Origin of the sequence: Mesorhizobium amorphae (assembly GCF_014843845.1) — a bacterium.
Taxonomy (GTDB): domain Bacteria; phylum Pseudomonadota; class Alphaproteobacteria; order Rhizobiales; family Rhizobiaceae; genus Mesorhizobium; species Mesorhizobium amorphae_A.
Map to the genome: position 1 here is coordinate 279,515 of NZ_JHQS01000017.1, position 26,927 is coordinate 306,441.

Annotated in this window: 28 protein-coding genes, 1 tRNA gene and 2 pseudogenes; 22 read left to right on the forward strand and 9 right to left on the reverse strand. The window is 65.5% G+C overall.

Annotated elements, in window-relative coordinates; translation table 11 throughout:
• Positions 1-59: 59 nt before the first annotated feature.
• Positions 60-1,019: a TAXI family TRAP transporter solute-binding subunit gene (locus DH08_RS11610; RefSeq protein WP_192179432.1), complete on the reverse strand. Its 960-nt coding sequence runs from the start codon at positions 1,017-1,019 to the stop codon at positions 60-62.
• A gap of 316 nt (positions 1,020-1,335) precedes the next feature.
• On the opposite strand from DH08_RS11610, the pseudogene DH08_RS11615 reads away from it, so the two are divergent.
• The 3 genes and pseudogenes from DH08_RS11615 to DH08_RS11625 all read left to right on the forward strand — a co-directional run bounded on the left by DH08_RS11615 (position 1,336) and on the right by DH08_RS11625 (position 3,508).
• Positions 1,336-1,705: pseudogene (locus tag DH08_RS11615) on the forward strand (YciI family protein).
• A gap of 115 nt (positions 1,706-1,820) precedes the next feature.
• Complete coding sequence (locus DH08_RS11620; protein WP_192179433.1) at positions 1,821-2,174, forward strand: YciI family protein; 354 nt, start codon at positions 1,821-1,823, stop codon at positions 2,172-2,174.
• Positions 2,174-3,508: an RNA polymerase sigma factor gene (locus tag DH08_RS11625; RefSeq protein WP_246800780.1), complete on the forward strand. Its 1,335-nt coding sequence runs from the start codon at positions 2,174-2,176 to the stop codon at positions 3,506-3,508. The genes DH08_RS11620 and DH08_RS11625 overlap by 1 nt, the downstream gene beginning before the upstream one ends.
• Here DH08_RS11625 and DH08_RS11630 read toward each other — a convergent pair.
• From DH08_RS11630 to hrcA, 6 genes are all read right to left on the reverse strand, one after another.
• Entirely contained in the window at positions 3,457-4,083 is a 627-nt protein-coding gene (locus DH08_RS11630) for a glutathione S-transferase family protein (RefSeq protein WP_192179434.1), read from the reverse strand. The genes DH08_RS11625 and DH08_RS11630 overlap by 52 nt on opposite strands.
• A 159-nt stretch (positions 4,084-4,242) precedes the next feature.
• A complete protein-coding gene (gene cysK, locus DH08_RS11635) occupies positions 4,243-5,223 on the reverse strand; it encodes a cysteine synthase A (RefSeq protein WP_006205370.1) in 981 nt (326 codons plus the stop codon).
• Between the two features lie 342 nt (positions 5,224-5,565).
• The gene (locus DH08_RS11640) at positions 5,566-6,183 is read right to left on the reverse strand and encodes a LysE family translocator (RefSeq protein ID WP_192179435.1); all 618 of its coding nucleotides are present in this window, start codon (positions 6,181-6,183) and stop codon (positions 5,566-5,568) included.
• A gap of 85 nt (positions 6,184-6,268) precedes the next feature.
• The gene (locus DH08_RS11645; RefSeq protein ID WP_192179436.1) at positions 6,269-7,624 is read right to left on the reverse strand and encodes a PQQ-dependent sugar dehydrogenase; all 1,356 of its coding nucleotides are present in this window, start codon (positions 7,622-7,624) and stop codon (positions 6,269-6,271) included.
• Positions 7,625-7,720: 96 nt separating this feature from the next.
• Positions 7,721-7,918 carry a hypothetical protein gene (locus tag DH08_RS11650; RefSeq protein WP_192179437.1) on the reverse strand — a complete coding sequence of 66 codons (198 nt, stop codon included), beginning with the start codon at positions 7,916-7,918 and terminating at the stop codon, positions 7,721-7,723.
• Positions 7,919-8,059: 141 nt separating this feature from the next.
• Complete coding sequence (gene hrcA / locus DH08_RS11655; RefSeq protein WP_006205366.1) at positions 8,060-9,142, reverse strand: heat-inducible transcriptional repressor HrcA; 1,083 nt, start codon at positions 9,140-9,142, stop codon at positions 8,060-8,062.
• Positions 9,143-9,276: 134 nt separating this feature from the next.
• Here hrcA and rph point away from each other — a divergent pair, with 134 nt between their 5' ends.
• From rph to DH08_RS11685, 6 genes are read left to right on the forward strand one after another with little or no spacing between them, the layout of a single operon-like run.
• Positions 9,277-9,993 (forward strand): ribonuclease PH, encoded by a 717-nt coding sequence (rph, locus tag DH08_RS11660; protein ID WP_192179438.1) that lies wholly within the window; start codon positions 9,277-9,279, stop codon positions 9,991-9,993.
• Positions 9,994-10,000: 7 nt separating this feature from the next.
• The gene (locus DH08_RS11665; RefSeq protein WP_192179439.1) at positions 10,001-10,411 is read left to right on the forward strand and encodes a VOC family protein; all 411 of its coding nucleotides are present in this window, start codon (positions 10,001-10,003) and stop codon (positions 10,409-10,411) included.
• The gene (rdgB, locus tag DH08_RS11670) at positions 10,411-11,073 is read left to right on the forward strand and encodes an RdgB/HAM1 family non-canonical purine NTP pyrophosphatase (protein ID WP_192179440.1); all 663 of its coding nucleotides are present in this window, start codon (positions 10,411-10,413) and stop codon (positions 11,071-11,073) included. The genes DH08_RS11665 and rdgB overlap by 1 nt, the downstream gene beginning before the upstream one ends.
• 10 nt (positions 11,074-11,083) lie before the next feature.
• Complete coding sequence (gene hemW, locus DH08_RS11675; protein WP_192179441.1) at positions 11,084-12,262, forward strand: radical SAM family heme chaperone HemW; 1,179 nt, start codon at positions 11,084-11,086, stop codon at positions 12,260-12,262.
• Positions 12,263-12,266: 4 nt separating this feature from the next.
• Positions 12,267-12,590 (forward strand): low molecular weight protein tyrosine phosphatase family protein, encoded by a 324-nt coding sequence (locus DH08_RS11680; RefSeq protein ID WP_192179442.1) that lies wholly within the window; start codon positions 12,267-12,269, stop codon positions 12,588-12,590.
• Positions 12,591-12,615: 25 nt separating this feature from the next.
• A complete protein-coding gene (locus tag DH08_RS11685; protein ID WP_192179443.1) occupies positions 12,616-13,053 on the forward strand; it encodes an EamA family transporter in 438 nt (145 codons plus the stop codon).
• 73 nt (positions 13,054-13,126) lie between these two features.
• Here the strand turns inward: DH08_RS11685 and DH08_RS11690 are convergent, their stop codons facing one another.
• On the reverse strand, positions 13,127-13,342 hold the full coding sequence (locus DH08_RS11690; protein ID WP_192179444.1) for a hypothetical protein: 216 nt from the start codon (positions 13,340-13,342) through the stop codon (positions 13,127-13,129).
• A 156-nt stretch (positions 13,343-13,498) separates the two neighbouring features.
• Between DH08_RS11690 and rsmI the strand changes: the two genes are divergently transcribed.
• Positions 13,499-14,407, forward strand: a complete 909-nt coding sequence (rsmI, locus tag DH08_RS11695) for a 16S rRNA (cytidine(1402)-2'-O)-methyltransferase (RefSeq protein ID WP_192179445.1) — start codon at positions 13,499-13,501, stop codon at positions 14,405-14,407.
• Complete coding sequence (locus DH08_RS11700) at positions 14,379-14,783, forward strand: YraN family protein (protein ID WP_192179446.1); 405 nt, start codon at positions 14,379-14,381, stop codon at positions 14,781-14,783. Before rsmI ends, DH08_RS11700 begins: the two co-directional genes overlap by 29 nt.
• A gap of 153 nt (positions 14,784-14,936) precedes the next feature.
• On the opposite strand, the gene DH08_RS11705 is transcribed toward DH08_RS11700, so the two are convergent.
• The gene (locus DH08_RS11705) at positions 14,937-15,743 is read right to left on the reverse strand and encodes an undecaprenyl-diphosphate phosphatase (RefSeq protein WP_192179447.1); all 807 of its coding nucleotides are present in this window, start codon (positions 15,741-15,743) and stop codon (positions 14,937-14,939) included.
• A gap of 161 nt (positions 15,744-15,904) precedes the next feature.
• On the opposite strand from DH08_RS11705, the gene DH08_RS11710 reads away from it, so the two are divergent.
• The 11 genes and pseudogenes from DH08_RS11710 (at position 15,905) to DH08_RS11760 (ending at position 26,878) form a co-directional block, all read left to right on the forward strand.
• Complete coding sequence (locus tag DH08_RS11710) at positions 15,905-16,597, forward strand: glutathione S-transferase family protein (protein ID WP_192179448.1); 693 nt, start codon at positions 15,905-15,907, stop codon at positions 16,595-16,597.
• The gene (gene queG / locus DH08_RS11715) at positions 16,578-17,738 is read left to right on the forward strand and encodes a tRNA epoxyqueuosine(34) reductase QueG (RefSeq protein WP_192179449.1); all 1,161 of its coding nucleotides are present in this window, start codon (positions 16,578-16,580) and stop codon (positions 17,736-17,738) included. Before DH08_RS11710 ends, queG begins: the two co-directional genes overlap by 20 nt.
• Positions 17,735-18,640, forward strand: a complete 906-nt coding sequence (locus tag DH08_RS11720) for an SDR family oxidoreductase (RefSeq protein WP_192179450.1) — start codon at positions 17,735-17,737, stop codon at positions 18,638-18,640. Before queG ends, DH08_RS11720 begins: the two co-directional genes overlap by 4 nt.
• 70 nt (positions 18,641-18,710) lie before the next feature.
• Positions 18,711-19,802 (forward strand): penicillin-insensitive murein endopeptidase, encoded by a 1,092-nt coding sequence (mepA, locus tag DH08_RS11725; protein WP_192179451.1) that lies wholly within the window; start codon positions 18,711-18,713, stop codon positions 19,800-19,802.
• An 85-nt stretch (positions 19,803-19,887) separates the two neighbouring features.
• On the forward strand, positions 19,888-20,907 hold the full coding sequence (locus tag DH08_RS11730) for a glucokinase (protein ID WP_192179452.1): 1,020 nt from the start codon (positions 19,888-19,890) through the stop codon (positions 20,905-20,907).
• A gap of 170 nt (positions 20,908-21,077) precedes the next feature.
• Positions 21,078-22,889, forward strand: a complete 1,812-nt coding sequence (locus DH08_RS11735) for an ABC transporter ATP-binding protein (protein ID WP_428338296.1) — start codon at positions 21,078-21,080, stop codon at positions 22,887-22,889.
• Positions 22,886-23,707, forward strand: coding sequence for a 4-hydroxy-tetrahydrodipicolinate reductase (dapB, locus tag DH08_RS11740; RefSeq protein ID WP_192179454.1), 822 nt, complete (start codon positions 22,886-22,888; stop codon positions 23,705-23,707). The genes DH08_RS11735 and dapB overlap by 4 nt, the downstream gene beginning before the upstream one ends.
• A 33-nt stretch (positions 23,708-23,740) precedes the next feature.
• Entirely contained in the window at positions 23,741-24,361 is a 621-nt protein-coding gene (locus DH08_RS11745; protein WP_192179455.1) for a 2,3-bisphosphoglycerate-dependent phosphoglycerate mutase, read from the forward strand.
• 297 nt (positions 24,362-24,658) lie between these two features.
• Positions 24,659-24,743, forward strand: a tRNA-Leu gene (locus tag DH08_RS11750).
• Between the two features lie 151 nt (positions 24,744-24,894).
• Positions 24,895-26,570, forward strand: a pseudogene (locus DH08_RS11755) (FAD-dependent oxidoreductase).
• Positions 26,570-26,878: a UBP-type zinc finger domain-containing protein gene (locus tag DH08_RS11760; RefSeq protein WP_192179456.1), complete on the forward strand. Its 309-nt coding sequence runs from the start codon at positions 26,570-26,572 to the stop codon at positions 26,876-26,878. The pseudogene DH08_RS11755 and the gene DH08_RS11760 overlap by 1 nt, the downstream one beginning before the upstream one ends.
• Positions 26,879-26,927: the final 49 nt, after the last annotated feature.

Genomic DNA, 26,927 nt, shown 5'->3' on the forward strand with positions numbered 1-26,927 from the left:
CCACCCGTCATCCGCCTTCGGCGGCTGTCCACCCTCCCCTCGAGGGGGAGGGAAGGCGCTTACTTCACCAACCCCTTTTCCTTGTAGTAGCGCTCCGCACCCGGATGCAGGGGCACCGGCATGCCGTCGAGCGCCTTGGCCGGGTCGATCGCCTTGGCGGCGGCGTGGGCGGCGGCAAGCTGGTCGAGATGCTCGAACATCAGCTTGGTCATCTGATAGGCGGTCTCGTCCGAGACGTCGGCGCGGGTGACGAGGAAATTGCCGACGGCGGCGGTAGCGACATCCTCGGTCTGACCTTCATAGGTGCCCTTGGGGATAACCACCGAAAGATAGGGCGAGCCGATCTTGGCGACGGCATCCGCCGGCACGGCAACGACGTTGATCGGGACAGAGGTGGCGAGGTCGCGGATCGAGGCGACGCCGAGGCCGGCCGATTGCAGCGTGGCGTCGAGCTGGCGGTTCTTGATCAGCTCGACCGATTCGGCAAAGGGCAAATATTCGACGCGGCCAAGGTCTTCATATTTCAGGCCGGCGGCGGCGAAGATGGCGCGGGCGTTGAGCTCGGTGCCGGAGGCCGGCGCGCCGACCGACAGGCTCTTGCCCTTCAAATCGGCGAGCGTCTTGATGCCCGACTCCTGGCTGGCGACGATCTGGATGTAGTTGGGGTAGATGGCGGCTATGCCGCGCAGCTTGTCGAGCTTGCCCGGGAAACCGGCTTCGGTGTTGCCCTCGGCGGCGAGCTTGACGGAGTCGCCGAGCGCGAAGGCGATCTCGCCCTTGCCCTGCTGCAGCAGATTGAGGTTCTCGACCGAGGCCTTCGTCGCCTGCACCTGGGTGCGGGCGCCCTCGATACCCTTGCCGTAGATCTCCGACAGCGCGACGCCGAGCGGATAATAGACGCCCGAGGTGCCGCCGGTCAGCACGTTGATGAATTCCTGCGCCCCGGCCGGCACCGCGCCAAGGCCAAGCGACAGCGCCATTGCGCCGACAGCAACAAGTTTCGTCCTAAAACTGAACATCCGATCCTCCCTGATATAGTCGTCGTCGTACCGCCTCCCGGCACAAACCGGGGCGAGTTTAGACGGCAGGCGACAAATGCCAACCTGCAATTGCATGCCTTCTATTTGACCATGATCTTTTCCAAAAACCGGCTTCCACTTTTTGGGATCATGGTCTGGGACGAACGGTTGAGTGATGCCACGGTGGGCGCCGGCTTGCGCAGGATGCGACCAAGGCCGAAAGATTTTTGCGGAACCTGTCGAAATCGGCCGAGACCGCACGACATAGGGTCGGCCCGCAACGGAGCGGGCCGTTCGAAAAAAGCGGGAGAAGACCATGCGATACATGCTTTTGATCTACAATGACGAAGCCGCGGCGGCGAATGCGCCGCGCGAGAGGACCGAGCAGATCCTCGCGGCCTATGGCGCCTATACCGAAGCGTTGAAGGCATCAGGCGCATGGCTGGCCCGGCGACCGGCTGCGCCCGACCCAGGCGGGCGCCTCGGTGCGGATGGCGGACGGCAAGACCAACGTGCTCGATGGCCCCTATGCCGACACCAAGGAGCAACTTGCCGGCTTCTACATGATCGAAGCGACGGACTTCGACACGGCCAAGGAATGGGCTGGACGGTGTCCGGCAGCCAGCACCGGCACGGTCGAGGTGCGCCCGATCTGGGAAATGACCGAGTACCTGTCTGAGAAATGATCGACGCCATGACGAAGCCGAAAGGATTTTAGCAGCGCCTGTCGAAATCGGCCGAGGCCACGCGACATAGGGTCGGCCAGCAACGAAGCGGCCTTCGAGAAAACGGGAGAAGACCATGCGATACATGCTTTTGATCTACGTCAACGAAGCCGCGATGGCGGCCGCACCGACCGAGAAGACCTACGAGATCAGCGCGGCCTACGGCGCCTATACCGACGCGTTGAAGAAGTCCGGCGCCTGGCTCGCCGGCGACCGGCTGAAGCCGACCCAGGCCGCCACTTCGGTGCGGATGGCCAACGGCAAGACCAACGTGCTCGACGGTCCCTATGCCGACACCAAGGAGCAGCTCGCCGGCTTCTACATGATCGAGGCCGAGGACGCCGATGCCGCGATCGCCTGGGCGGCGCGCTGCCCCGCCGCCAGCGCCGGCACGGTCGAGCTGCGGCCGATCTGGGAACAGACCATGTGATGGAAAATGGCCTGGAGATCGCGCGGGCGGCGGCGGAAGCGGCCGCCCGGCAGAGCTACGGCAAGCTGGTCGCGTGGCTCGCCGCTCGCACGCGCGATGTCGCCGGCGCCGAGGACGCGCTGGCCGATGCCTTCGCGGCGGCGCTGGAGCGTTGGCCAAAGGCCGGCGTGCCAGACCGGCCGGAAGCCTGGCTGCTTGCGGTGGCACGGCGGCGCCGGGGCGACGCGATCCGGCGGCGGCTGACCGGCGAGGCGGGCCCCGGCCCCCGCGACCATCTCAGGCTGGTCGCCGAGGAAATGGAGGCGAACATGAATGACGACGAGCTGCCCGACGAGCGTCTGCGGCTGATGTTTGCCTGCGCCCATCCGGCGATCGAACCCGGCGTACGCGCGCCGCTGATCCTGCAGACCATCCTCGGTTTCGATGCGGCGACGATCGCCTCGGCATTTCTGGTCTCGCCGGCAACGATGAGCCAGCGCCTGGTGCGCGCCAAGAGCCGCATCCGCGAGACCGGCATTCCCTTTCGCGTGCCTGAACGGGCCGAGCTTGGCGAGCGGCTCGACGCGGTATTGGAAGCGATCTATGCGGCCTTCGCGGAAGGCTGGTCCGATCCGGCCGGCACCGAGACGCAGCGGCGCAACCTCGCCACCGAAGGCATCTGGCTCGGCCGGCTGGTGGCCTCGCTGATGCCGGAGGAACCCGAAGCGCTGGGCCTGCTTTCGCTGATGCTGTTCGCCGAGGCCCGCCGCGCGGCGCGGCGCAGCCCCGAAGGCGATTTCGTGCCACTTGCCGAACAGGACATCGCGCTGTGGGACGACTTGCTGATCGACGAGGCGGAAGCGCTGCTCGGGCGCGCCGCGGCCAAGGCGGTGATCGGCCGCTACCAGCTCGAGGCCGCCGTGCAATCGGCGCATACGGCGCGGCGGCGGAGCGGCCGCACCGACTGGGCGGCGATCCGCCAGCTCTACGACGCCCTGCTGGCGATTGCCGGCTCGCCAGTGGTGGCGATCAACCGCGCCGTGGCGATTGCCGAGTCCGAGGGCGCCGCAGCGGGATTGGCAGCACTATACGTGCTGGGTGACGACAAGCGGCTTGCCGACTACCAGCCCTATTGGGCGGCGCGTGCGGGCCTGCTGGCCAGGCTCGGCAACACCAGCCAAGCCGTCGAGGCCTACGACCAGGCGATGGGCCTGGAACGCGACCCGGCCGTGCGTCGCTTCCTGCAGCAACGGCGCGCGGAACTCGGCAACGACGCGACGAAGCACCGAGTCTTCAGTGCGGCTCAGGCCGGCCACATGTCATGCGCAGCGTTCAGCTTCCGCATCAACTCATGATCGCGCAATCTGGCCCACAGCCGCTCGATATCAGGCCAGGCGGCGCGAGCTTTCTCGACCTCGGGGTGCCAGGCCACCAGCATGATGAGATAGATATCGGCCACCGAAAGCCGCTCGCCAACCAGCCAGTCGCGGCCAGCAAGAGCCTTGTCGAGGATAGCAAAGCCGCGATCCATCTCGGCGACCGCTGCCTGCTTCACTGCTTTCACCCCCTCCGCGTCGACCGTGTAGCGATGGGCGTAGTAGAGCCGCAGCGCCGCCGGATAGACCGCCGCCGACATGAAAGCCATCCAGCGCAGGAAGTCGGCGCGGGCGGGCGAACCGGCGGCCGGCGCCAAGCCCGCCTCCGGGTGGCGCTCGGCGAGCAGGATGCAGATCGCCGCCGATTCGGTCATCGAGCTGCCGTCCGGCAAGGTCAGCACCGGAACCTGGTTCAGAGGGCTGATGTCGAGGAAGGCCGGATCGGGCGGGTCCTTCTTCGGCACGTCGATCTGGTCGAACGGAGCGCCGGCCAAGGCAAGTGCTGCCTCCGCAACGAAACCGCCGCTGCCGGGGCGTGTATAGAGTTTGTACATGAGGTCCCTCCGCCAGCCCGAATCTGGCCGACGGCGATTTTGAACCGGAAGCAGCGCGCCGCTCAAGCGGTTGGCGGACGCCACGGCCAGTTTTTCAGCGGTCCAGGCCGAAGAGACGATACAGGCCCTGTTTATGAAGGCGCGAAGGATCGCTACTTATCAGGCCCCCAGCCCGTCGAACAAAATGGTCGACAGATAGCGCTCGGCGAAGGAGGGGATGACCACGACAAGGTTCTTGCCCTTGTTCTCCGGACGCGAGCCGACGACGATCGCCGCCTGAAGCGCCGCGCCGGATGAAATCCCGACCGGCACGCCTTCGAGGCGGGCGACGAGGCGCGCATTGGCGACCGAATCCTCGTTCGAGACCTTGACGATCTCGTCATAGATCGAGGTATCGAGGATCTTTGGCGCGAAGCCGGCGCCGATGCCCTGGATCTTGTGCGGGCCGGGCTGGCCGCCGGACAGTACCGGCGAGGCTTCCGGCTCGACCGCCACGACATGCACCGAGGGCTTGCGCTGCTTCAGCACCTGGCCGACGCCGGTGATGGTGCCGCCGGTGCCGATGCCGGCGACGAAGATATCGACCTCGCCCTGGGTGTCGTTCCAGATTTCCTCGGCCGTGGTGCGGCGGTGGATCTCCGGATTGGCCGGGTTCTCGAACTGCTGCGGAATGATGGCGTCGGGCAGAGTCGCGGCCAGCTCGTCGGCCTTGGCGATGGCGCCCTTCATGCCCTTGGGGCCTTCGGTCAGCACCAACTCGGCGCCGAGCAGCGCCAGCATTTTCCTGCGCTCTACAGACATGGTCTCCGGCATGGTCAGGATCAGCTTGTAGCCCTTGGCGGCGGCGGCGAAGGCGAGCGCGATGCCGGTGTTGCCGGAGGTCGGCTCGATCAGCGTCGTCCTGCCGGGGGCGATCCGGCCCGATGCCTCCAGAGCCTCGATCATGGCGACGCCGATGCGGTCCTTGACCGAAGCGATCGGGTTGAAGAATTCGAGCTTGGCCAGGAGATTGGCGACAACGCCCTTCTCCTTGGCGAATTTGTCGAGCCGCACCAGCGGCGTGTCGCCAATCGTCTCGGTGATCGAATTGTAGACGCGGCCGCGGCCGGGCACGCGCGTGGAAGAGACGGGCTTGTTCATTGGTTTCGCTCCCAGAAGTCAGGCAATTGACATGGTCGGACTAACATAGGCGGACAGAATAGGGCTTTCGGTCGCGCAAGATAGGCTGCAGCTTGAAAATATCCGAGTGGGGCGCTTGCTGAAAACTGCCTTGTCCCGGAAACGCATTTTCCGGATAGGCCGATTTGCGGAATGGATTGGCCGAGAGAAGGCTGATTGTGCACCAAGGTGTATTGAGATTCAGGTCAGGCCGAGCCGAAAATGCTGGCTTGCGAGAACCGGAGCGGAGCGTACTTTTGGGTACGTGAGCACCGGAAGCGCAGCAAGTCAGCGTTTGCAGGCCGGCATCACCTGAATCAATGCTTACTGGCGGGCGGCAATCGCTGCGGCGGCCCCGACCATGAAGCCGGCGGCGGTGCGGTTCAACGCCTTCAGCGCCCTTGGCGACTTGAGGAACCAGCGCGCCTTGGCGGCGAGCGCCAGATAGGGCACCAGCACCACCAGGAGCACGACGACGGTGAGCGCGACGAGAATACCGTAGTCGACCAGCGTGATGGTCTTCAGGTCGACGATGGTCGGCGTGATGGCGAGATAGAAGATCATTGTCTTCGGGTTGCCGATCGTGACGGTGAGACCGGCAAGGAAGCTCGCCAGCAATCCGCCCTTGCCCTTTTTCGCCTCGACAGTCTCCAGGGTGATGCCGCTGGTCCAGAAACGCCAGCCAAGGAAGGCGAGATAGGCAACGCCCAGCCATTTGATCGCCAGGAAGACCATGCCGAAGGTCTGGGCGACGAAGGCAAGGCCGAGCACGACGGCGGTGAGATAAATGAGGTCGCCGAGCATCAGGCCGAACGACATTGCCAGCGACGAGCGGAAACCAGAACCGAGCGCACGCGCCACAAGCGCGGTGACGCCAGGCCCGGGAATGGCGGCGGCGATGCCAAGGGCGGCGCTGTAGGCGATGAATCCGGTGAGGGTCATAAGTCCAGCCTTGAATGAAGGCGCCTTTTCGCACGAAAGCGCCCAGGCTGTGAACCGGATTCGATTGCACCAGAAGGCGAACGCCTCAGGTCGGGCCGTCGTTGTAAGTGACGCGCCAGATGGTGCCGTTGCCGTCTTCGGTGACGATCAGCGAACCGTCTCTAGCCACCGCAACGCCAACCGGGCGTCCCCAGACCGCGTCGTCGGCGATGACGAAGCCGGTCATGAAATCCTCATACTCGCCGGTCGGCTTGCCGTCCTTGAATTTCAGCCGCACCACCTTGTAACCCGTCCTGATGTCGCGGTTCCAGGAGCCGTGCAGGGCGACGAAGGCATCGCCCTGATATTCGGCCGGGAAGCTGTTGCCGGCATAGAAGGCGATGTTGAGCGGCGCCGAATGCGCCTGCATCAGCACGTCAGGCACGGTCACCTTGCCGGCGAGGTCGGGACGCTCGCCCTGGTGACGCGGATCCTCGTTGTTGCCGATATAATACCAGGGCCAGCCGTAGAAGCCGCCGTCCTTGACCGTCGTCGCATATTCGAACGGGACATTGTCGCCGAGTTCATCGCGCTCGTTGACGACGCACCAGAGGGCGCCGGTGGCCGGCTGCACGGTCATGCCGGAACAGTTACGCAGCCCGGCGGCGAAGCTGCGTCGGTTCTTGCCGTCGGGATCGAAGGCGAGAACATCGGCGCGGCCTTGCTCATAGCCCCAGACCGCGCCCAGCGGCTGCGATTTCACCCATGGCTCGAGCCCGCCCTCCGGTTCCTTGCCGATACCCTCGGCAACATTGGAGCCGGAGCCGACCGACAGATAGAGCGTCTTGCCGTCGGGCGAGAAGACGATGTCGCGGGTCCAGTGGTGGCTGGAGGGGATGTCGGCGACAATGGACTCCGGCTCGCCGGTGGCCTTCAGGTCGCCGTCGCGATAGGCAAAGCGCACGACGCTGTTGCTGTTGGCGACATAGACCCATTGCGGCTTGTCGCCCGGCGGGTAGAAGGCGATGCCGTAGGGCCGGTTGAGGCCTTTGGCGAAGGTGGTTTCCTCGGCAGGCTTGGCGCTGCCCTCGGTGAGACGGTAGACACGTATCTGGTTTGCCCTGCTGTCGGCGACGAAGAGGTCGCCGTTCGGGGCGACGCGTACGACACGCGGACTGTCGATGCCGGAGGCAATCAGCTCTACCGAAAAGCCCGGCGGCAGAATTGGCCTGGCGTCTTCGGGACGGTCGGCCAGGCCGGCGCCGTTGGAGACGGATTCGGTGAGGTAAGGGACCTGCATATCATCGGGCCTGATCAGTCGACGCACGCCCGGCCTGTCGGCCTTCCAGTCGCCGAAGGCGGCTTTCCCCGTCAGCACCGGCTGGTCCGCCTGCTGCGCGAAGCTGGTGGTGGCGACAAACAGAGCCGCAACAACGACCGCCGGACCGAACAATCGGATCATTGTAGTCTCCGGATCCCCTTGACCGGCGAAACGGGCAGACCCGCCTGCTTGTTCCGGGCAGGGCCTCGGCACACAGGGATTTGAAGGATCGCCGGTTCAGGTCCCGGCAGCGTAGAAATCGTCGTCGAGACGCTTTTCCAGTTCAACGAGATCGGCCGGCAGCGGCAGGCCCATGGCGCGCAACTCCCTCAGCTTTTCGCGCAGCTGCTCCTGTACTTCGTGCTGATCCTCGGGTTGGTTGACCATTTCCTCGAGCAACAGGCTGATCTGGGCTTTGAGCGATTCCAACGCCATTCTTTTTCTCCTCGGCTGCCTGTTTCTTCCAAGGTGTGTTGAGATTCGGGTCAGCACCGCAGTCGAAGACGGGCGCGAAGCGACCAACATGGTGGTTTCGACCCGCGTTTGCAGGCCGGCCTCACCTGAATACCAATTCACCTAGCGCAGCATGCGCGATATCAGCTGCGCCGTATAGTCGACCATCGGCACTATGCGGGCGTAGTTCAGGCGCGTCGGGCCGATGACGCCGAGTGCACCGACGACGCGGGCGTCCTTGTCGCGGTAGGGCGCGACGACCAGCGACGAGCCGGACAGCGAAAACAGCTTGTTTTCCGAGCCGATGAAGATGCGCACGCCCGGTCCTTCCTCGGCAAGGTCGAGCAACTGGACCAGCCCGTCCTGCGTCTCCAAGTCCTCAAACAGATGGCGCAGCAACTCGATGTCGGCCTGGGCGGTGACGTTTTCCAAGAGATTGGCGCGGCCGCGCACGATGAGGCGCGCCGGCAGGCCGCTGTCGGCGCCGGCCCACACCGCCAGACCCTTCTCGACCAGGTCCTGCGACAGGGTGTCGAGGGCCGCCCTGGTCTCTTCCTTGATGCGGGCGATCTCGATGCGCGCCTCGGCCAGCGTGCGGCCACGGATATGGGCGTTGAGGAAGTTCGAGGCCTCGTGCAATTGCGAGACGGTGATGCCGGCGGGCAGATCGACGACGCGGTTCTCGACATCGCCGTTCTGCGACACCAGCACGGCCAGCGCCTTGGTCGGCTCGAGCTGGATGAATTCGATGTGCTTGAGCGCCACCTCGTTCTTGGCGGCGAGCACCAGACCGGCGCCGCGCGACATGCCCGACAGCATCTGGCTGGCCTCGGTCAGCATATGCTCCAGCGTCGCGCCCGAGCCGGAGGCGCGCACCTGCGCCTCGATGATGCGGCGCTCCTCATCGGAAAGGTCGCCAAGCTCCATGAAGGCGTCGACGAAGAAGCGCAGGCCGGTCTGGGTCGGCAAGCGGCCGGCCGAGATATGCGGCGCATAGATCAGGCCGAGATGTTCGAGGTCGCTCATCACGTTGCGGATGGTGGCCGGCGACAGCGACGACGGCAGGATGCGTGACAGGCTGCGCGAACCAACCGGCTCGCCATCCCTGAGATAGGAATCGACGATGCGCCGAAAAATGTCGCGCGAACGCATATCCAGTGACTGGAGCACCGGCGACTGCGACGCGGGATCGACTGCCTTGGTCATTCGGGCCAAAAACCTCCGGTTCAAATATAGACTTAGGCCGTGCCCGCGCAACCCGGTCCATTTTCCTTTGCGCCATGGGCCGCATGCGTCTACAAGCCGCCCACGATTCCGGAAACCAGAAGAAAGAGGCCTGAATGCGCCCCTCCAAACGCCAAGCCGACGAAATGCGCGCCATCTCCTTCGAGCGCGGCGTCTCCAAACATGCCGAAGGCTCGTGCCTGGTGAAGTTCGGCGACACGCACGTCCTGTGCACGGCGAGCCTGGAGGAAAAGGTGCCGGCCTGGATGCGCAATTCCGGCAAGGGCTGGGTGACGGCGGAATACGGCATGCTGCCGCGTTCCACCGGCGAGCGTATGCGCCGCGAGGCTTCCGCCGGCAAGCAAGGCGGCCGCACGCTGGAAATCCAGCGGCTGATCGGCCGTTCCTTGCGCGCCGTGGTCGATTTGCAGGCGCTGGGCGAGCAGCAGATCACCGTCGATTGCGACGTGATCCAGGCCGATGGCGGCACCCGCACCGCCTCGATCACCGGCGGCTGGGTGGCGCTTTACGACTGCCTGCGCTGGATGGAAGCGCGGCAGATGGCCAGCGTCGCCAAGGTGCTGAAGGACCATGTCGCGGCGATTTCCTGCGGCATCCATGACGGCCAGCCGGTCATCGACCTCGACTATATCGAGGATTCTTCCGCCGGCACCGACGCCAATTTCGTCATGACCGGCAAGGGCGGCATCGTCGAGATCCAGGGCACGGCCGAGGGGGAGCCCTTTTCCGAGGACCAGTTCGCGGCATTGATGGGCCTGGCCAAGAAAGGCATCCAACGCCTGGTCAGCCTGCAGCAGATGGCGGTCGTATAGGCTTTCCATGAGACCTTCCGCCATCCTCGAATCGGCCCTCTACGTCACCGATCTGGCTGTCGCGGAAGCATTTTACGCCGACGTGCTTGGGCTCGAGGTGCTCGGCAAGGTCGAGGGCAGGCACGTCTTCTTCCGCTGCGGCGATGGCGTGCTGCTCCTCTTCAACGCCGAGGCGACGAAAGTGCCGCCGGCGCCCGATGCGAGACTAAAAGTGCCGCCGCACGGCACGGTCGGCGATGGCCATCTCTGCTTTACGGCAAGCGCCGACGAGATTGCCCAATGGCGCGAGCATCTGGCAGCGAAAAAAATCGCCATCGAAAGCGAGTTCGAATGGCCGCAGGGTGGGCGTTCGATCTATATACGCGACCCCTCCGGCAATTCGATCGAATTCGCCGAGCCAAGGATCTGGGGCCTCTGATGCATCAGCCAACTTTTCACTCCCTTGAGGGACAAAAGATCGTCGTCGCCAGCCACAATGAAGGCAAGCTGCGCGAATTCTCCGACCTGATGGCGTCGTTCGGCTTCGAGGCGAAGTCGGCCAAGGAGTATGGCCTGTCGGAACCGGACGAGACCGGCACCACCTTCGAGGAGAACGCCTACATCAAGGCCTTTGCCGCCGCCAAGGCGACCGGACTGCCGGCGCTGTCGGACGATTCGGGCCTCTGCGTCGATGCGCTCGACGGCGCGCCTGGTGTCTACACCGCCAACTGGGCCGAAACCCCGGACGGTTCGCGCGATTTCGGCATGGCCATGCAGCGCACGGAAGTGGCGCTGCAGGAAGTCGGCGCGGTCGATCCAGCACAGCGCAGAGGCCGCTTCGTCGCCGTCATCTGCCTGGCCTTTCCCGACGGCGATGCCGAATATTTTCGCGGCGAGGCCGAAGGCACGCTGGTGTGGCCGCCGCGCGGCACGCTCGGCTTCGGCTACGACCCGGTGTTTTTGCCGAACGGTTTCGAAAAGACCTTTGGCGAGATGACGGCGCAAGAGAAACATGGCTGGAAGCCCGGCCAGCCGACGGCGCTGTCGCACCGTGCCCGCGCCTTCCAGAAGTTTGCGCGCGCCAGGCTTGGTTCGCAATGATGGGCACGGCATGATTGGGCACGGCACGACCATGCAGCTCGACCGCAGCCCCGGCTTCGGTGTCTACATCCATTGGCCGTTTTGCGCGGCGAAGTGCCCCTATTGCGACTTCAACAGCCATGTCCGCCACCAGCCGGTCGACCAGGAGCGTTTTGCCCGCGCCTTCGAGACCGAGCTGGCGACGATGCGCGCCCGCACCGGGCCGCGCGAGGTGACCAGCATTTTTCTCGGCGGCGGCACACCGTCGCTGATGAAGCCGGAAACCGTGGCGACGGTGCTCGACGCGGTGGCGATGAACTGGACAGTGCCTGAAGGCATCGAGGTGACGCTGGAAGCCAATCCATCATCGGTCGAGGCGGAGCGCTTTCGCGGCTATCGCGCGGCCGGCGTCAACCGGGTGTCGCTCGGCGTGCAGGCGCTGAACGACAAGGATTTGCGTTTCCTTGGCCGGTTGCACAATGTCGACGAGGCGCTGCACGCCATCGGGCTCGCGCGGGAAATATTTCCCCGCCTCTCGTTCGACCTGATCTATGCGCGGCCGGGCCAAACGCCGGACGCGTGGCAGGCGGAGCTTGAACAGGCAATCGGCCATGCCGCCGACCATCTGTCGCTCTACCAGCTCACCATCGAGGAAGGCACGCCCTTCCATGCGCTGCATGCGGCGAAGAAATTCGCCATTCCGGACAACGACCACGCCGCCGACCTGTACGCGCTGACGCAGGAGGTGACATTGGCGCATGGCTTGCCGGCCTACGAGATTTCCAACCACGCCAGGCCGGGCGCCGAAAGCCGGCACAACCTGACCTACTGGCGCTATGGCGAATATGTCGGCGTCGGCCCCGGCGCGCATGGCCGCTTCGTCGAGCACGGCCACCGCGTGGTGACGATCGCCGAGCGGATGCCGGAGACCTGGGCCAATCTGGTCGAAGCCAAGGGCCATGGCGTTACCGGCGGTGAGATCCTGACGCGCTCGGAAGAGGCCGACGAGTTCCTGCTGATGGGGCTGCGGCTGGCCGAGGGCATCGACCTTTCCCGCTACGAGGCATTCTCCGGCCGTGGCCTGTCGAGCGCGCGGTTGTCGGTGCTGCAGGGCGAAGGACTGGTGGCGCCGATCGGCAATGCCCGCCTGCGCGCCACGCCGGCCGGCATGATCGTGCTCGACGCCGTGGTGGCGGACCTGGCGCGGTAAACCGTTGAAGAACGTCCTCTTCGTCTGCAGCCAGAACCGCTTGCGCAGCCCGACGGCGGAGCAGGTCTTTTCAACGCGCCGGGATATCGAGGTCGCATCGGCTGGAACAAACCATGATGCCGACACGCCGCTGACGCACGAACTGGTGGCGTGGGCCGACATCATCTTCGTCATGGAAAAGGCGCACCGCACCAAGCTGCAGAAGAAGTTCAAGGCGAGCCTGAAGAAGGCCCGGGTCATCTGCCTCGATATACCTGACAACTATGAATTCATGGATCTGGAGCTGACTGTCCTTCTGAAGGCACGCGTTTCGCGCTATCTCGGTTGAGACCCCCACTCGCGAGGCCACCCAAATGAACCTGACCGTATCTTCCTGGCAATTCTGGGCGCTGCTGTCGGCGGCGTTCGCGGCGCTGACGGCGATCTTCGCCAAGGTCGGCATCGAGAACATCAATTCCGACTTCGCGACCTTCATCCGGACGGTCATTATTCTGGTCGTGCTCGCGGCCATTCTCGCCGCCAGCGGCCAGTTCCAGCCGCTGGGCTCGATCTCCGGAAAGACCTGGCTTTTCCTCGGCCTATCCGGCCTGGCCACCGGCGCGTCGTGGCTGTGCTACTTCCGCGCCCTGAAACTCGGCAATGCGGCGCAGGTGGCGCCGATCGACAAGCTAAGCGTCGTGCTTGTGGCGGTGTTTGGCGCGGTCTTTCTCGGCGAGCGCCTCTCCGGAGCGAACTGGCTTGGCGTCGCTCTTATCGCGGCGGGCGCGGTGCTGGTCGCCTATCGGGTGTGATGGAACGCCTTCTCTGGCGCTTTTCGTTTCAAGACGGGTGATGAAGATATCGAAGCGATTGGGCATCGTCCGGTCAGTGCTCCGCCGTGCTGTCGGTTTCGGTCTCGATCTTGGTTCTCGGCTCGGCCAGCAGGCGGCGCAAAAGCCGCTGCCTGGCTTCCGCGCTATTGGCCGCGCTATCGGCGTCGTTTTGAGCTTTGACCGGCTGCCTTTTGTCCCGCCGCGCGGCAAAGCGCTTGCGCCCGGCATAGTAGGGCTCGAAAGCGTCCTGTATCTTCAGGCTGTCCATCCTGTCCTCCTCCCGAGTCTCAGGGACAAAATTCGCGGCGCTTGGTTTCGTTCCGCACTGTGGCAAAGGCATGGCGGCCGCATTACATCTGGGTCACGTTTTGCAACCGGGCGTGCGCCGTGCCAAACAGGACCAGATGCACGCAAGAGGGCACCGGTGACCGGCGACAAACGCAGCTATGTGATCGGGCAGACCGAGATACCGGCGCGGCCGCTCGAGCCGGCGCTTTATCTCGTGGCGACGCCGATCGGCAATCTTGCCGACATCACGCTGCGCGCGCTGGAGACACTGGCCGCCGCCGACATCGTCGCCTGCGAGGACACGCGGGTGTCGCGCGTGCTGCTCGACCGCTACGGCATCCGCCGCCGCACCACCGCCTATCACGAGCACAATGCCGGCGAAGCCGGACCGAAGCTGATCGCGGCGCTCGAAGCCGGGCAGAGCGTGGCGCTGATCTCGGACGCCGGCACGCCGCTGATCTCCGACCCTGGCTACCGGCTGGTCGGCGAGGCGCTGGACCACGGCCTTCGCGTCGTGCCGATCCCCGGGCCGTCGGCGGCACTCGCCGCGCTGACGGCATCCGGCCTGCCTTCCGACGCCTTCCTGTTCGCAGGCTTCTTGCCGGTGAAGACCGGGCAGCGGCTGACGCGGCTGGAGGCGCTTAAAGCCGTTCCGGCGACGCTGATCTTCTTCGAATCGCCGCGTCGGCTGGCCGAGACGCTCGGCGCGATGGTTGAGGCTCTGGGCAGCGCCCGCAAGGCGGCGATCGGCCGCGAGCTGACCAAGACTTTCGAGGAGATGCGGACCGGCACGCTGCAGGTTCTCGCCGACCACTACGCGGCGGCCGACACGCCGAAGGGCGAAATCGTCATCTGCGTCGGCCCCGCCGAGGCCAGGGCCGACCAGCCTGAAGACATCGACCGGCTGCTTTTGTCCCTCGCCGCCGAAATGCCGGCCTCGAAGGCGGCGGCGGAAGCGGCGAAGATGACCGGTGGCCAGAAGCAGGCACTTTACCGGCGGCTGCTCGAGCTCAGGGATGCCGGTGGAGGCGAGGGTGGCGACTAAGCGTCAGGCTCTTCACCGCCGACAGGCCTATCGACGCGGCCATCGCAGCGAATGGCTGGCGGCGCTGGCACTGATGGTCAAAGGCTACCGGATCCTCGCGCGGCGCCATCGCACGAAACTCGGCGAGATCGACCTGATCGCCCGGCGCGGCAATTTGGTGCTGTTCGTCGAGGTCAAGGCGCGCCGCTCGCTGATGGAGGCGATGGAGGCGATCGCCCACAGTTCGGAGCGCCGCATCGAAGGTGCCGCCGATCTCTGGCTGTCGCGGCAGCCCGACTATGGAAAACTGTCGGTGCGTTTCGACATGGTGGCGGTGCTGCCCTGGCGCTGGCCGGTGCATGTCGAGAACGCGTTTTATGGGCGGAATTGGGGGTAAGCCCGGCCCTTCGCATGGCTCCCTGCCCTTTGGGCGTTCAGTCTCCTTCAAAAGGTCCACTGGACCTTTCGATCCGCCCGAAGGCGGACCGGGCCTTCACCGTTCGTCGCTCGGCCAAGCAATTGGCTTCCCGTCCGCTTCGCGGACCGCTCCTCACCCCCAGATCATCAGCGCCACCAGCCCGACGCCGCCGATCACCAGCCGCCACCAGCCGAACAGCGAATAGCCGTTGCGCGAGACGTAACCGAGCAGGAAGCGGACGACGAGCAGCGCGGTGATGAAGGCGGCAATGAAGCCGAAGGCGATGATCGGCAGGTCGGCGCTGCTCAGCACATTGCGGTTCTTGAACAGGTCGAAGGCGAAGGCACCGACCATGGTCGGGATGGCGAGGAAGAAGGAGAATTCCGCCGCCGCCCGCTTGTCGACGCCGAGAAGCAGTGCGCCGACGATGGTCGAGCCCGAGCGCGAGGTGCCGGGAATCAGCGACAGGCACTGGAACAGGCCGATCTGCAGATAGAGCCGGGTCGGAAAGCGCTCGACGTCACGGTAGACGGGCTTGAGGTTCATGCGGTCGACCGTCAGCAGCACGACGCCGCCGATGATCAGCATGATGCAGATCAGCCGTGGCGATTCGAACAGGATGGTCTTGATGAAATCATGCGCCAGCGCGCCGAGGATCGCCGCGGGCAGGAAGGCGATGAGGATGCCGATGACGAAATGCCGCGTCAGCCGGTCATGCGGCAGGTCGAGCAGCATTTGCCACAGACGGCGGAAATAGACGCTGAGGATCGCCAGGATGGCGCCGAGCTGGATCAGGATCTCGAAGGCCTTGCCGGTCGAGTGGAAGCCGAGAAAATGGCCGGCGAGCAGGATATGGCCGGTCGAGGAGACCGGTATGAACTCGGTCAGGCCCTCCAGCAGACCGAGCAGCAGGGCTTCGACGATGGTCTGGCTTTCCATGGCAACCTCGGGATTTGCGTGCGGGCTTGGGAGAAGGGCTTGCTTGTCATGGCGCGGAAGTCCCCCTATAGGTCGCAGCACCCTGACGGCCCGCTTTGCGGGCGGCCAAGACTTACCGGCGCGGCCGGCGATTCGCCAGTGCGCCTTATTATCGCGGGACCATGCTGACGCTCTTCCACCATCCGATGTTCGCCACCTGCCGGTTCGTCCGCCTCGCCTTTGGCGAATATGGCGAGGAGCTGGCGCTGATCGAGGAAAAGCCGTGGACGCGGCGCAAGGAGTTTCTGGCGCTGAACCCAGCCGGAACCTTGCCGATCCTGCTTGCCGAAGGCGACGTGCCGATCGTCGGCGCGATGGTGATCGCCGAATATCTCGACGAGACGCGCGGCGTGCTGAAGCGCGACAAGAGGCTGTTCGCCGAAGACCCGATGGAGCGGGCCGAAATCCGCCGGCTGACCGACTGGTATCTCAGCAAGGCCGAAGGCGAGGTGACAAGACACCTGGTGCGCGAGCGCGTGCTGAAGCCGATCATGCCGGAGACGGCGGGCGGCGGTTCGCCCGATTCGGGCGCGATCCGGGCGGCGCGCGCCAACATCCGTCAGCACATGAAATACACCAACTGGCTGGCCGGCACACGGCACTGGCTGGCCGGCAACAAGGTGACCTACGCCGACCTCGCGGCGGCGGCGGCGCTGTCGGTGCTCGACTATCTCGGCGAGATCGACTGGCGCGAACACGCCGCGGCGCGCGAATGGTACACGCGGTTGAAATCGCGGCCGTCGTTCCGGCCGCTTCTGTCCGACCGGGTGCGCGGCCTGTCGCCGGTGTCGCATTATGCGGACCTCGACTTCTGACGCCGCAAAACTGCGCGCGCTGATCGACCGCGAGGCGCAGCGCGCCGGTTTCGATGCCGTCGCGGTCACCACGCCCGACGCGATCCCCCTGGCGCCGGCCCGGCTCGCCGAATTCGTCGCCGACGGTTTTCATGGCTCGATGGGCTGGATCGCTGAGACTCTAGAACGCCGGGGCGAACCGGCGGCGCTGTGGCCCGAGGTGCGCTCGATCATCGTGCTGGCGATGAATTACGGCCCGGACAATGACCCGCGTGCGCTGCAGGCAAGGCGCGACCGCGGCGCGATCTCCGCCTATGCGCAAAACCGCGACTATCACGAGGTGATGAAGGGCCGGCTGAAGGAGATTGCCGGCAAGATCGTCGCCCGCGCCGGCGGCGACGTGAAAGTGTTCGTCGATACCGCGCCGGTAATGGAAAAGCCGCTGGCGGAGGCCGCCGGGCTCGGCTGGCAAGGCAAGCACACAAATCTGGTCAGCCGCGAGCACGGCTCCTGGCTGTTTCTCGGCACCATCTTCACCACCGCCGAGCTTGTGCCCGACACGGCGGAGGACGACCATTGCGGCTCCTGCCGCGCCTGCCTCGACGCCTGCCCGACCGACGCCTTCCCGGCACCCTACCGGCTCGATGCGCGGCGCTGCATTTCCTACCTCACCATCGAGAACAAGGGGCCGATCCCGCATGAATTCCGCGAAAAGATCGGCAACCGCATCTATGGTTGCGACGACTGCCTGGCCGCCTGCCCGTGGAACAAGTTCGCCCGCGCCGCCTCCGAGGCGAAGCTTGTCGCCCGTGCGGATCTGCGCGAGCCGCCGCTTGCAGATCTCTTGCTGCTCGACGACGCTGCTTTTCGCTCGTTCTTCACCGGCTCGCCGATAAAGCGCATCGGCCGAGACCGCTTTGTCCGCAACGTGCTGATCGCCGCTGGCAATTCCGGCGATGACTCGCTGGCTGGCGCCGTGCGTGACCTGCTCGGCGATGCCTCGCCGCTGGTGCGGGGCGCTGCCATCTGGGCGCTGTCACGGCTTGTGCCCGAGACCGAGTTCGCCGAACGTGCCGCAGCCGCGGCGCAAACCGAACGCGACGAGGCTGTGCGCCGCGAATGGCTTCTGGCGCAGTCAAATCCAATCGAGATGCATGCATGACCGGAAAGCATATCCTCATCTTCGGTGCCGGTTATTCCGGCAAGGCTTTTGCGCGGGCCAACAGCGATACGGCGCTGATTTTCGGCACAACCCGCTCGCCGGAGAAGTTTGAAGCACTCCGCCAAGCCGGCGTCACGCCGTTGCGCTTCGACGGCGCGCTGACCCCAGAGATCGGTGAGGCGCTGGCGAAAACCACCCATCTCGTGGTCTCCGTAGCCCCGGAGGAAGCCGGCGACCCGGTGCTGAAAGCCGCGCGCGATGCGATCCTGACGGATATGCCGGCGCTCGAATGGATCGCCTATCTTTCGACCGTCGGCGTCTATGGCGACCATGGCGGCGGCTGGGTGGACGAGACCGCCGAATGCCGGCCCGTGTCCAAACGTTCGGTGATGCGGGTGGCCGCCGAGCAGGATTGGCTGGAACTGGGCCGGGAGATCGGCCGGCCGGTGGCGATCTTACGGCTCTCCGGCATTTACGGCCCCGGCCGCAACGCGCTGGTCAACCTGGCCGACGGCACGGCGCGGCGGCTGGTCAAGCCGGGCCAGGTGTTCAACCGCATCCATTGCGACGACATTGCCGGCGCGCTCTGGCATCTCATCGACCATAATCTGGGCGGCATCTTCAACGTCACCGACGATCTGCCGGCGCCGCCGCAGGACGTCGTTGCCTACGCCGCCTCGCTGATGGGCGTCACCCCGCCGCCGGAAATTCCGTTCGAGACCGCCCAACTTTCGCCCATGGCGCGCTCCTTCTATGGCGAGAACAAGCGCGTCGCCAACGCGGCGATCAAGGCGGCGGGCTACAGCTTCCGCTTTCCCGATTACCGGGTGGCGTTCGACCATATGTGGGCCGACGGCAACTGGCGCGAGGGCGAGGCGCGCAGCCCGATGAAGCGGTCATGATCGAAGCGCAGCACTGGTCGTGGTATGATTCGCCATGGTTCGCGGCCTGTTGCGGAGGGGATCCGGTTTCATGACGACGTCGATGCGATCATTGCCCGGCAGAAGGCCGTTCCTGACGGCGATGATGTCCATCCTTGCCCTCACCGGGCTTGTCGCGGGCGCGCTGACGGCCGAGCCGCGGGCAAAAGACCTGTTCGGCGCCAAGAAGCTGCCGGCCGTGGCGGCGGCGCAATCCTTCGGCTTCTATTCCAAGGGCTGCTTTGCCGGCGGCGTCGCCATCCCCATGGACGGGCCGACCTGGGAAGTGATGCGGCCGTCGCGCAACCGGCGCTGGGGCCATCCGGCGATGATCGCGCTGGTCGAGAAGCTCTCGCGTGACGCTCACGCCGACGGCTGGCCGGGGCTTCTGATCGGCGATATCTCGCAGCCGCGCGGCGGACCGATGCTGACCGGCCATGCCTCGCACCAGATCGGCCTCGACGCCGACATCTGGCTGACGCCGATGCCCAGTCGCCCGCTTTCGACCCGCCAGCGCGAAGAAATGAGCGCCACCCTGATGGTCGATGAGAAGACCCACCTGGTGAAGGACGGGCTGTGGAAGCCGATGCATACGCGGCTCCTCAAGCGCGCGGCCAGCTACCCGGAGGTCGAGCGCATCCTGGTCAATCCCGGCATCAAGAAGAAGCTCTGCGACACCGTCACCGGTGACCGCTCCTGGCTGCGCAAGATCCGGCCGTTCTGGGGCCATGACTATCATTTCCATATGCGCATCGGCTGCCAGCCGGGTTCGCCCAACTGCAAGGGGCAGGAAGCGACCCCGGCTGACGACGGCTGCGGCAAGCCGCTGGCCTGGTGGTTTACCGAGGAGCCATGGCGGCCGAACAAGAACCCGGATGCGCCGAAGGCGCGCGACCTGATGACGATGGCAAACCTGCCCAGGCAATGCCAGACAGTGCTCGACGCGCCGGCTCCGGCCTCGGCGGAAGCCGCCACCTATCATGGCGGCGGCGTGCCGATCGCGGTCGCCGCCGAGCCGGCGGAGGCGCTGCCGACGGCACCGGCGGTGCCAAGCGACGCAGCGGCGCTGCCCGCCTCGGCAAGCGCGTTCGCGCCGACACCCGAGATCGGCATCCCGCTGCCGCGACCGCGGCCGGGAAACTGACGCGGAAGCGGCTTTCCCTTTCCGAAGTCATGCGCTAGTCACGAGAAACAGCGGCAGACTGCCGGAATGGGGACGACCAAGAGCCATGCAAGGTGACGACGAGACAGCGCTGCGGTTTCCGGTCCTGATCGGCGACATCGGCGGCACCAATGCGCGCTTTTCGATCGTGCTCGACGCGAATTCGGAAGCGACCGAGCCGCAGATCGTCCAGACGGCCAATTTCAACACGATCGACGACGCGATCCAGGCGGCGGTGCTCGACCGCTCCTCGATCCGGCCCAATTCGGCGGTGCTGGCGGTGGCCGGTCCGGTCGACGGCGACGAGATCGAGCTGACCAACTGCCCGTGGGTGGTCAAGCCAAGGAAAATGTTCGCCAATCTTGGCCTCAGCGACATCGTCGTGCTCAACGATTTCGAGGCGCAGGCGCTGGCCGTGGTCGCGCTCGGCGAAGAGCATATGGAAAAGATCGGCGGCGGCACGCCGGAAGCCAATGCAGGCCGCGTGGTGCTCGGTCCCGGCACCGGGCTTGGCGTCGCCGGGCTGATCCATGCCCTGAACCACTGGATTCCGGTGCCGGGCGAAGGCGGCCACATGGACATTGGGCCGCGCTCAGCCCGCGATTTCCAGGTTTTCCCCCATATCGAGAGGCTGGAAGGCCGCATTTCAGGCGAGCAGATCCTGTGCGGGCGCGGCCTGGTCAACCTCTATCGCGCCGTGGCCAAGGCCGACGGCAAGCCGGCGCCCTTCACCATGCCGGCAGAAATCACCGCGGCGGCGCTGGCGAAGATCGATCCGGTGGCCGAAGAAGCGCTGTCGATGTTCGTCACTTGCCTCGGCCGCACCGCCGGTGACCTGGCGCTGGTGTTCATGAGCCGCGGCGGCGTGTTCCTCACCGGCGGCATCGCGCAAAAGATCGTGCCGGCGCTGAAAGCCGGCAATTTCCGCGCCGCATTCGAGGACAAGGCGCCACACAGCGAGCTGATGCGCGCCATGCCGGTTTATGTCATCACCCACCCGCTGGCGGCGCTTCTCGGCCTTGCCGCCTATGCCCGAACCCCCTCGCTGTTCGGCGTCCAGACGGCGGGACGGCGCTGGCGCGCATAAGGATCGCGCCACCCCGCGACGAAGTTTCGCCATAGGCAAGCCGCAGACAGGGCGCTAAGAGGGGTGCCGAATTCCAGCCCTTGCGGCATGACCAGACGACGGACCCACGGAACGCCAGCGACTTGAACCAATCATCCCAACACCATGCGAGGGCTCGGCCGGGCGAGGTCGTGGCGGTCATTCGCCGCATTCTCGAAGAGAACGGCCGCGACTATCGGTGGTCGTACGTTTTCACCATACTGTGCCTGCTGACCGTGTCGGCGACGACGGCCCTCTCCGCCTGGATCATGAGTCCGGTCGTCAATCAGATCTTCTATGAACGGCGCGGCGACCTGATCCCGTGGATCTGCGCCGCACTGCTCGGGGCTTTCATCCTGCGCGGGCTTGCCGGCTACGGCCAGGCGGTGACGATGGCCAGGATCGGCAACAATCTGGTGGCGCGCTACCAGCAGCGCATCTTCAACCATCTGATGAAGCTCGGCGTCAGCTTCTTCAACGACACCCGTTCCGGCCGGCTGGCGGCGCAGGTCAACGAGAACGTCAACGGCATTCGTGACCTGCTGTCGATGACGATCACGTCGACTGCGCGCGACGCCGTCTCCCTGGTCGCACTGGTCGGCGTCATGATCTACCAGGATCCGGTGCTTTCGCTCAGCTCCCTGCTGATCGGACCGCCGCTGATCTACACCGTGACCTATCTGATGCGACGGGTTCGGCGCATCACCCGTGAATCGGTGCAGATCAATTCGCGGCTGATTGGCGCCATGCAGGAAGCCACGCAAGGCATAGCCATCGTCAAGGCCTTCACCATGGAGGACGAGCTATCGCGTCGCATCGGCAAGCTCGCCGACGATGCGGAACAGCGGTCAAACAAGATCGCGCGCGTCTCGGAGCGGCTCACGCCGATCTCCGAACTGCTGGCAGGTTTGGCCTTTGCCAGCGTCATCGCCTATTCCGGCTACCGGGCTACCGTTCTCGGCCAGCCGCCGGGCGCGGTCTTTTCCTTCATCACGGCGCTGACGCTCGCCTATGATCCGGCGCGCCGGCTGGCGCGCATGCAGGTCGGCATGGAACGCGCTTTGGTCAATGCGCGCATGATCTATGAGCTTCTCGACCTCCAGCCGCAGCAGGGCGATACGTCGGGCGCGGCCGAAGCCAGGATCACCACCGGCGAGGTGCACTTCAACAGTGTCACGTTCGGCTATGTGCCGGAAACGCCGGTGCTGCAGGAACTGAGCTTCGTCGCCCAGGCCGGCAAGATGACGGCCATCGTCGGCGCTTCGGGCGCCGGCAAGTCGACGCTGGTGGCGCTCTTGCAGCGCTTCTACGATGTCGACCAAGGCAGCATCACGATCGACGGCCAGGACATTTCAAAGGTGACCAAGAAGTCGCTGCGCGGCTCGATCGCCTATGTCTCGCAGGCGCCCTATCTGTTCGAGGGCACCATCCGCGACAACATCCGCTATGGGCGGCCCTCCGCCACCGATGCCGAGATCGAGCAGGCGGCAAAGCAGGCTGCGGCCGACGAGTTCATCCGCCAGCAGCCGCAGGGTTATGACACGCCCGTCGGCGAAAACGGCGTGACGCTGTCGGGCGGCCAGCGCCAGCGCGTGTCGATAGCCCGCGCCATCGTGCGCAATGCGCCGATCCTGCTGCTCGACGAGGCGACCTCGGCGCTCGACAACGAGGCCGAAGCGCGCGTCCAGGAGGCGCTGACCCATGTCATGGAAGGGCGCACCACCATCGTCATCGCGCATCGGCTGTCGACAGTGGTCAATGCTGACCACATCATCGTGCTGGAAGAGGGCAGGCTGGTCGAGGAAGGCACGCATGCCGCGCTGATGGCCGATCCGCACAGCGTCTATGCCCGTTTCCACCGGGTGCAGGGCAAGAAGGGTCTGGGGCTTGTCGACGACGCCAAGCCAATCCAAACTCCGCTGCCGCGCTCGCGTGGAAAGAAGGTGGTGGGGAGGAACGCATGAGCGAATCCGGCGATATGGGCCTGGTGGTGGTGGGCGCGGCCGGCCGCATGGGCCAGACGCTGATCCGTGCCATCCATACGATGCCGGGCGCGCGCGTCGCCGGCGCGGTCGAGCGGCCGGGATCGCCCTATCTCGGCAAGGATGCCGGCGAGCTTGCCGGCATCGGCATCATCAACGTGCCGATCGTCGACGATCCGCTGCCGGCCTTCGCCAAGGCCGACGGCGTTCTCGACTTCACCGCACCGGCCGCAACCGTCGAATTCGCCGGCTACGCGGCGCAGGCGCGCATTGCCCATGTCATCGGCACCACCGGCTGCTCGGCCGACGACAATGCCGCGATCGCGGCGGCGGCGCGCCATGCGACGATCGTCAAATCCGGCAATATGAGCCTTGGCGTCAATTTGCTGGCGGTGCTGGTGGAACAGGCCGCGAAGGCGCTCGACGCCGAGGATTTCGACATCGAGATCCTGGAAATGCACCACCGCCACAAGGTCGACGCGCCGTCGGGAACAGCACTGCTGCTCGGCGAAGCCGCCGCCGCAGGGCGCGGTATTGAGCTTGCCGGCAACGATGTGCGCGTCCGCGACGGCCATACCGGCGTGCGCAAGACCGGCTCGATCGGTTTCGCCACGCTGCGCGGCGGCTCGGTGGTCGGCGACCACAGCGTGGTGCTGGCCGGCACCGGCGAGCGCATCACGCTTGCCCACCATGCCGAGGACCGGGCGATCTTTGCCCGCGGCGCGGTCAAGGCGGCTCTTTGGGCACGTGGCAAGAAGCCCGGACTGTATTCGATGCGGGACGTGCTCGGCCTGAGCTGAGGCGGCCTGATCCCCAACCTTGAAGGAGCAAACATGTCGGGAACTCTCGTGCTCGTGCGCCATGGCCAGAGCGAATGGAACCTGAAGAACCTGTTCACCGGCTGGCGCGACGTCGACCTGACCGAGCAGGGCCACAAGGAGGCCAAGGAGGCAGGTGCGAAGCTCAAGGCGCGCGGCCTGAAATTCGACATCGCCTTCACCTCGGCACTGATCCGGGCCCAAAAAACCTGCCAGCACATTCTCGACGCAGTTGGCCAGAGCGAGCTGAAGACGATCCGCGACCAGGCGCTGAACGAGCGCGACTATGGCGATCTCGCCGGCCTCAACAAGGACGACGCGCGCAAGAAGTGGGGCGAGGAGCAGGTGCATATCTGGCGCCGCTCCTACGACGTCTCGCCGCCTGGAGGCGAAAGCCTGAAGGACACCGGCGCCCGTGTCTGGCCCTACTATCTGCACGATCTGCAGCCGCATGTGCTGCGCGGCGAAACCGTGCTGGTCGCGGCGCACGGCAATTCGCTGCGCGCGCTGATCATGGCGCTGGATGGCAAGAGCGGAGAGGAGATCGTCAAGCTCGAGCTCGGCACCGGCGTGCCGGTGATCTACAGGCTCAACGCCGATTCCACCGTGGCGTCGAAGGAAGTGCTGGAAGGCTGAGGCGATCGCTCGGTCGCCCATTGTCAAAAGTCGGCGCCGCCCCTCATCTGCCTGCCGGCATCTTCTCCCCGTAAACGGGGAGAAGGGGCTGGCTGTGATGGCGGCACCCTATTTGCAACGCTGGCGATTGGCGAAATCGGTGATGAGAGCGTCCCTCTCCCCGTCCCTATACGGGGAGAGGATGCCGGCAGGCAGGTGAGGGGCAGCACCGACGCCCGAAACTCAGCCGGCAAGCGGACAGCCCTCAAAAAAGCGCGTTGACACCCGTCGCTTGCCCGCTTACATGAGCCCGCACCAGCCCAGATGGCGGAATTGGTAGACGCGCACGGTTCAGGTCCGTGTTCCGCAAGGAGTGGAGGTTCGAGTCCTCTTCTGGGCACCAAATTCCCGGTTCGAGCCATTCGATATGGTTCAGAGACCTTAAGAAAAAGCCCGGTTCGTCCGGGCTTTTTTGTTGACGCCAACCTGCCCTCCTGGTCAGGCATTGAACAAACCGCTTCAAACCTGACAACCGCGTTGGTACGGTCCATGCCATGGCTCAATCCGCCCAGCCGATCACCATCGCCCGTCGTGACCAGATGTTCCCCATCCTGGCCGAGGCGGACATCGAGCGGATGCGCCGGTTCGGCGAGGCCAGTGCCTACGCCCCCGGCGAGCATATCGTCACCGCCGGCGAAGTGGCGCCCGGCCTGATCGTCATCCTGTCGGGGACGGTCGATATCACCCAGGATGCCGGGCTCGGCCGCCGGCGCGAGACGATCGTCACCCACGGTGCGGGCAATTTCATCGGCGAATTGGCGCAGCTTTCGAGCCGTCCGTCGCTGGTCAATGCCGAGGCCACACAGCCGGTCGAGGCCTTCGTCATCCCCTCGCAGCGGCTGCGCGACCTGATGGTGCAGGAGGCCAATCTCGGCGAGCGGATCATGCGGGCGCTGATCCTGCGCCGCGTCGGCCTATTGGAAAGCGGCACGAGCGACCGGTCATCATCGGACCCGCCGGCAATGGCGACGTGCTGCGGCTGCAGGGTTTTCTGGCCCGCAGCGGCCAGCCGCACCGGGCGCTTGATTCCGACGCCGATCCTTGCGCCAAAACCCTGATCGAGCGTTTTCATGTCGACCCGCACCACCTGCCGATCGTGCTCTGTCCGAACGGCAAGCTGCTGCACAATCCCGGCGAAAACGAACTCGCGCGCTGCATTGGCCTGCTGCGGCCGATCGACACCACCAAAGTCTACGACGTGGCCATTGTCGGCGCAGGGCCGGCGGGGCTGGCGGCCGCGGTCTATGCCGCCTCCGAAGGCCTGTCGACGATCGTGCTCGACTGCCGCGCCTTCGGCGGACAGGCGGGCGCCTCCTCGCGCATCGAGAACTATCTTGGTTTCCCGACCGGCATTACCGGAATGGCGCTGATGGCGCGCGCCTACAACCAGGCGCAGAAGTTCGGCGTCGAAATGGTCATCCCCGACGAAGCCAGGCTGCTCAGCGCTGCCGCCGGCGGCTACGCGCTCGATGTCGGCGACGGCGAGACCGTGCGGGCGCGGACGGTTGTGATCGCCAGCGGCGCGCGCTACCGGCGCCTCGATGTCGCGAACCTGGCGCAATTCGAGGGCACATCCGTGCATTATTGGGCTTCGCCGATCGAGGCGCGGCTGTGCAGCGGCCAGGAGGTGGCGCTGGTCGGGGCCGGCAATTCGGCGGGACAGGCGGCTGTCTACCTGGCCAGCCAGGTGCGCAAGGTGGCGCTCTTGGCGCGCCGTGGCAGTCTCGATGCCACCATGTCGCGCTATCTGGTCGAGCGCATCAAGGCGCAGCCGAACATCGAAATACTGGCCGAGACCGAGGTCGTGGCGCTGGAAGGCCACGAGGGCAATCTCGATGCGGTGCGCTGGCTGAACCATGCGACCGGCGAAGAGACGACGCGGTCCATCCGCCACCTCTTCCTGTTCATCGGCGCCGAGCCGAACACGGACTGGCTGGCGCAATGCAACGTGGCGCTGGACGCGAAGGGGTTCGTGCGCACCGGACCGGACGTGGCATCGGGCCTGATGGAGACGAGCCGCAGCGGGGTGTTCGCCATCGGCGACGTGCGCTCGGGCTCGGTCAAGCGCGTGGCTGCCGCCGTCGGCGAAGGCGCCCAGGTGGTGGCGGCATTGCACGCCTATCTCGCGCGCGACAACACCGTGACGCCTCAAGTGGCCAGGAGACAGTGATGGCGGACGAATGCAGACATGCGAGCGACATCCAGGACGTGACGCCGAGCGCGCTCGGCTGCGAAGAATGCCTGAAAAGCGGATCGTGGTGGGTGCATCTGCGGCTCTGCCGCACCTGTGGCCATGTCGGTTGCTGCGACGACTCGCCCAACCGCCACGCCACCAAGCATTTTCACGCCACCAGCCATCCGGTCATCGAAGGCTACGATCCGCAGGAGGGCTGGGGCTGGTGCTATGTCGACGAGGTTTTTCTCGACCTCGGCGACCGCGTCACACCGCAGAACGGTCCGATCCCGCGCTTTTATTGAGCTGCAGCGGTTTGTGCATACGGGCATTCGGAGCCCGCCGACTGTGCGG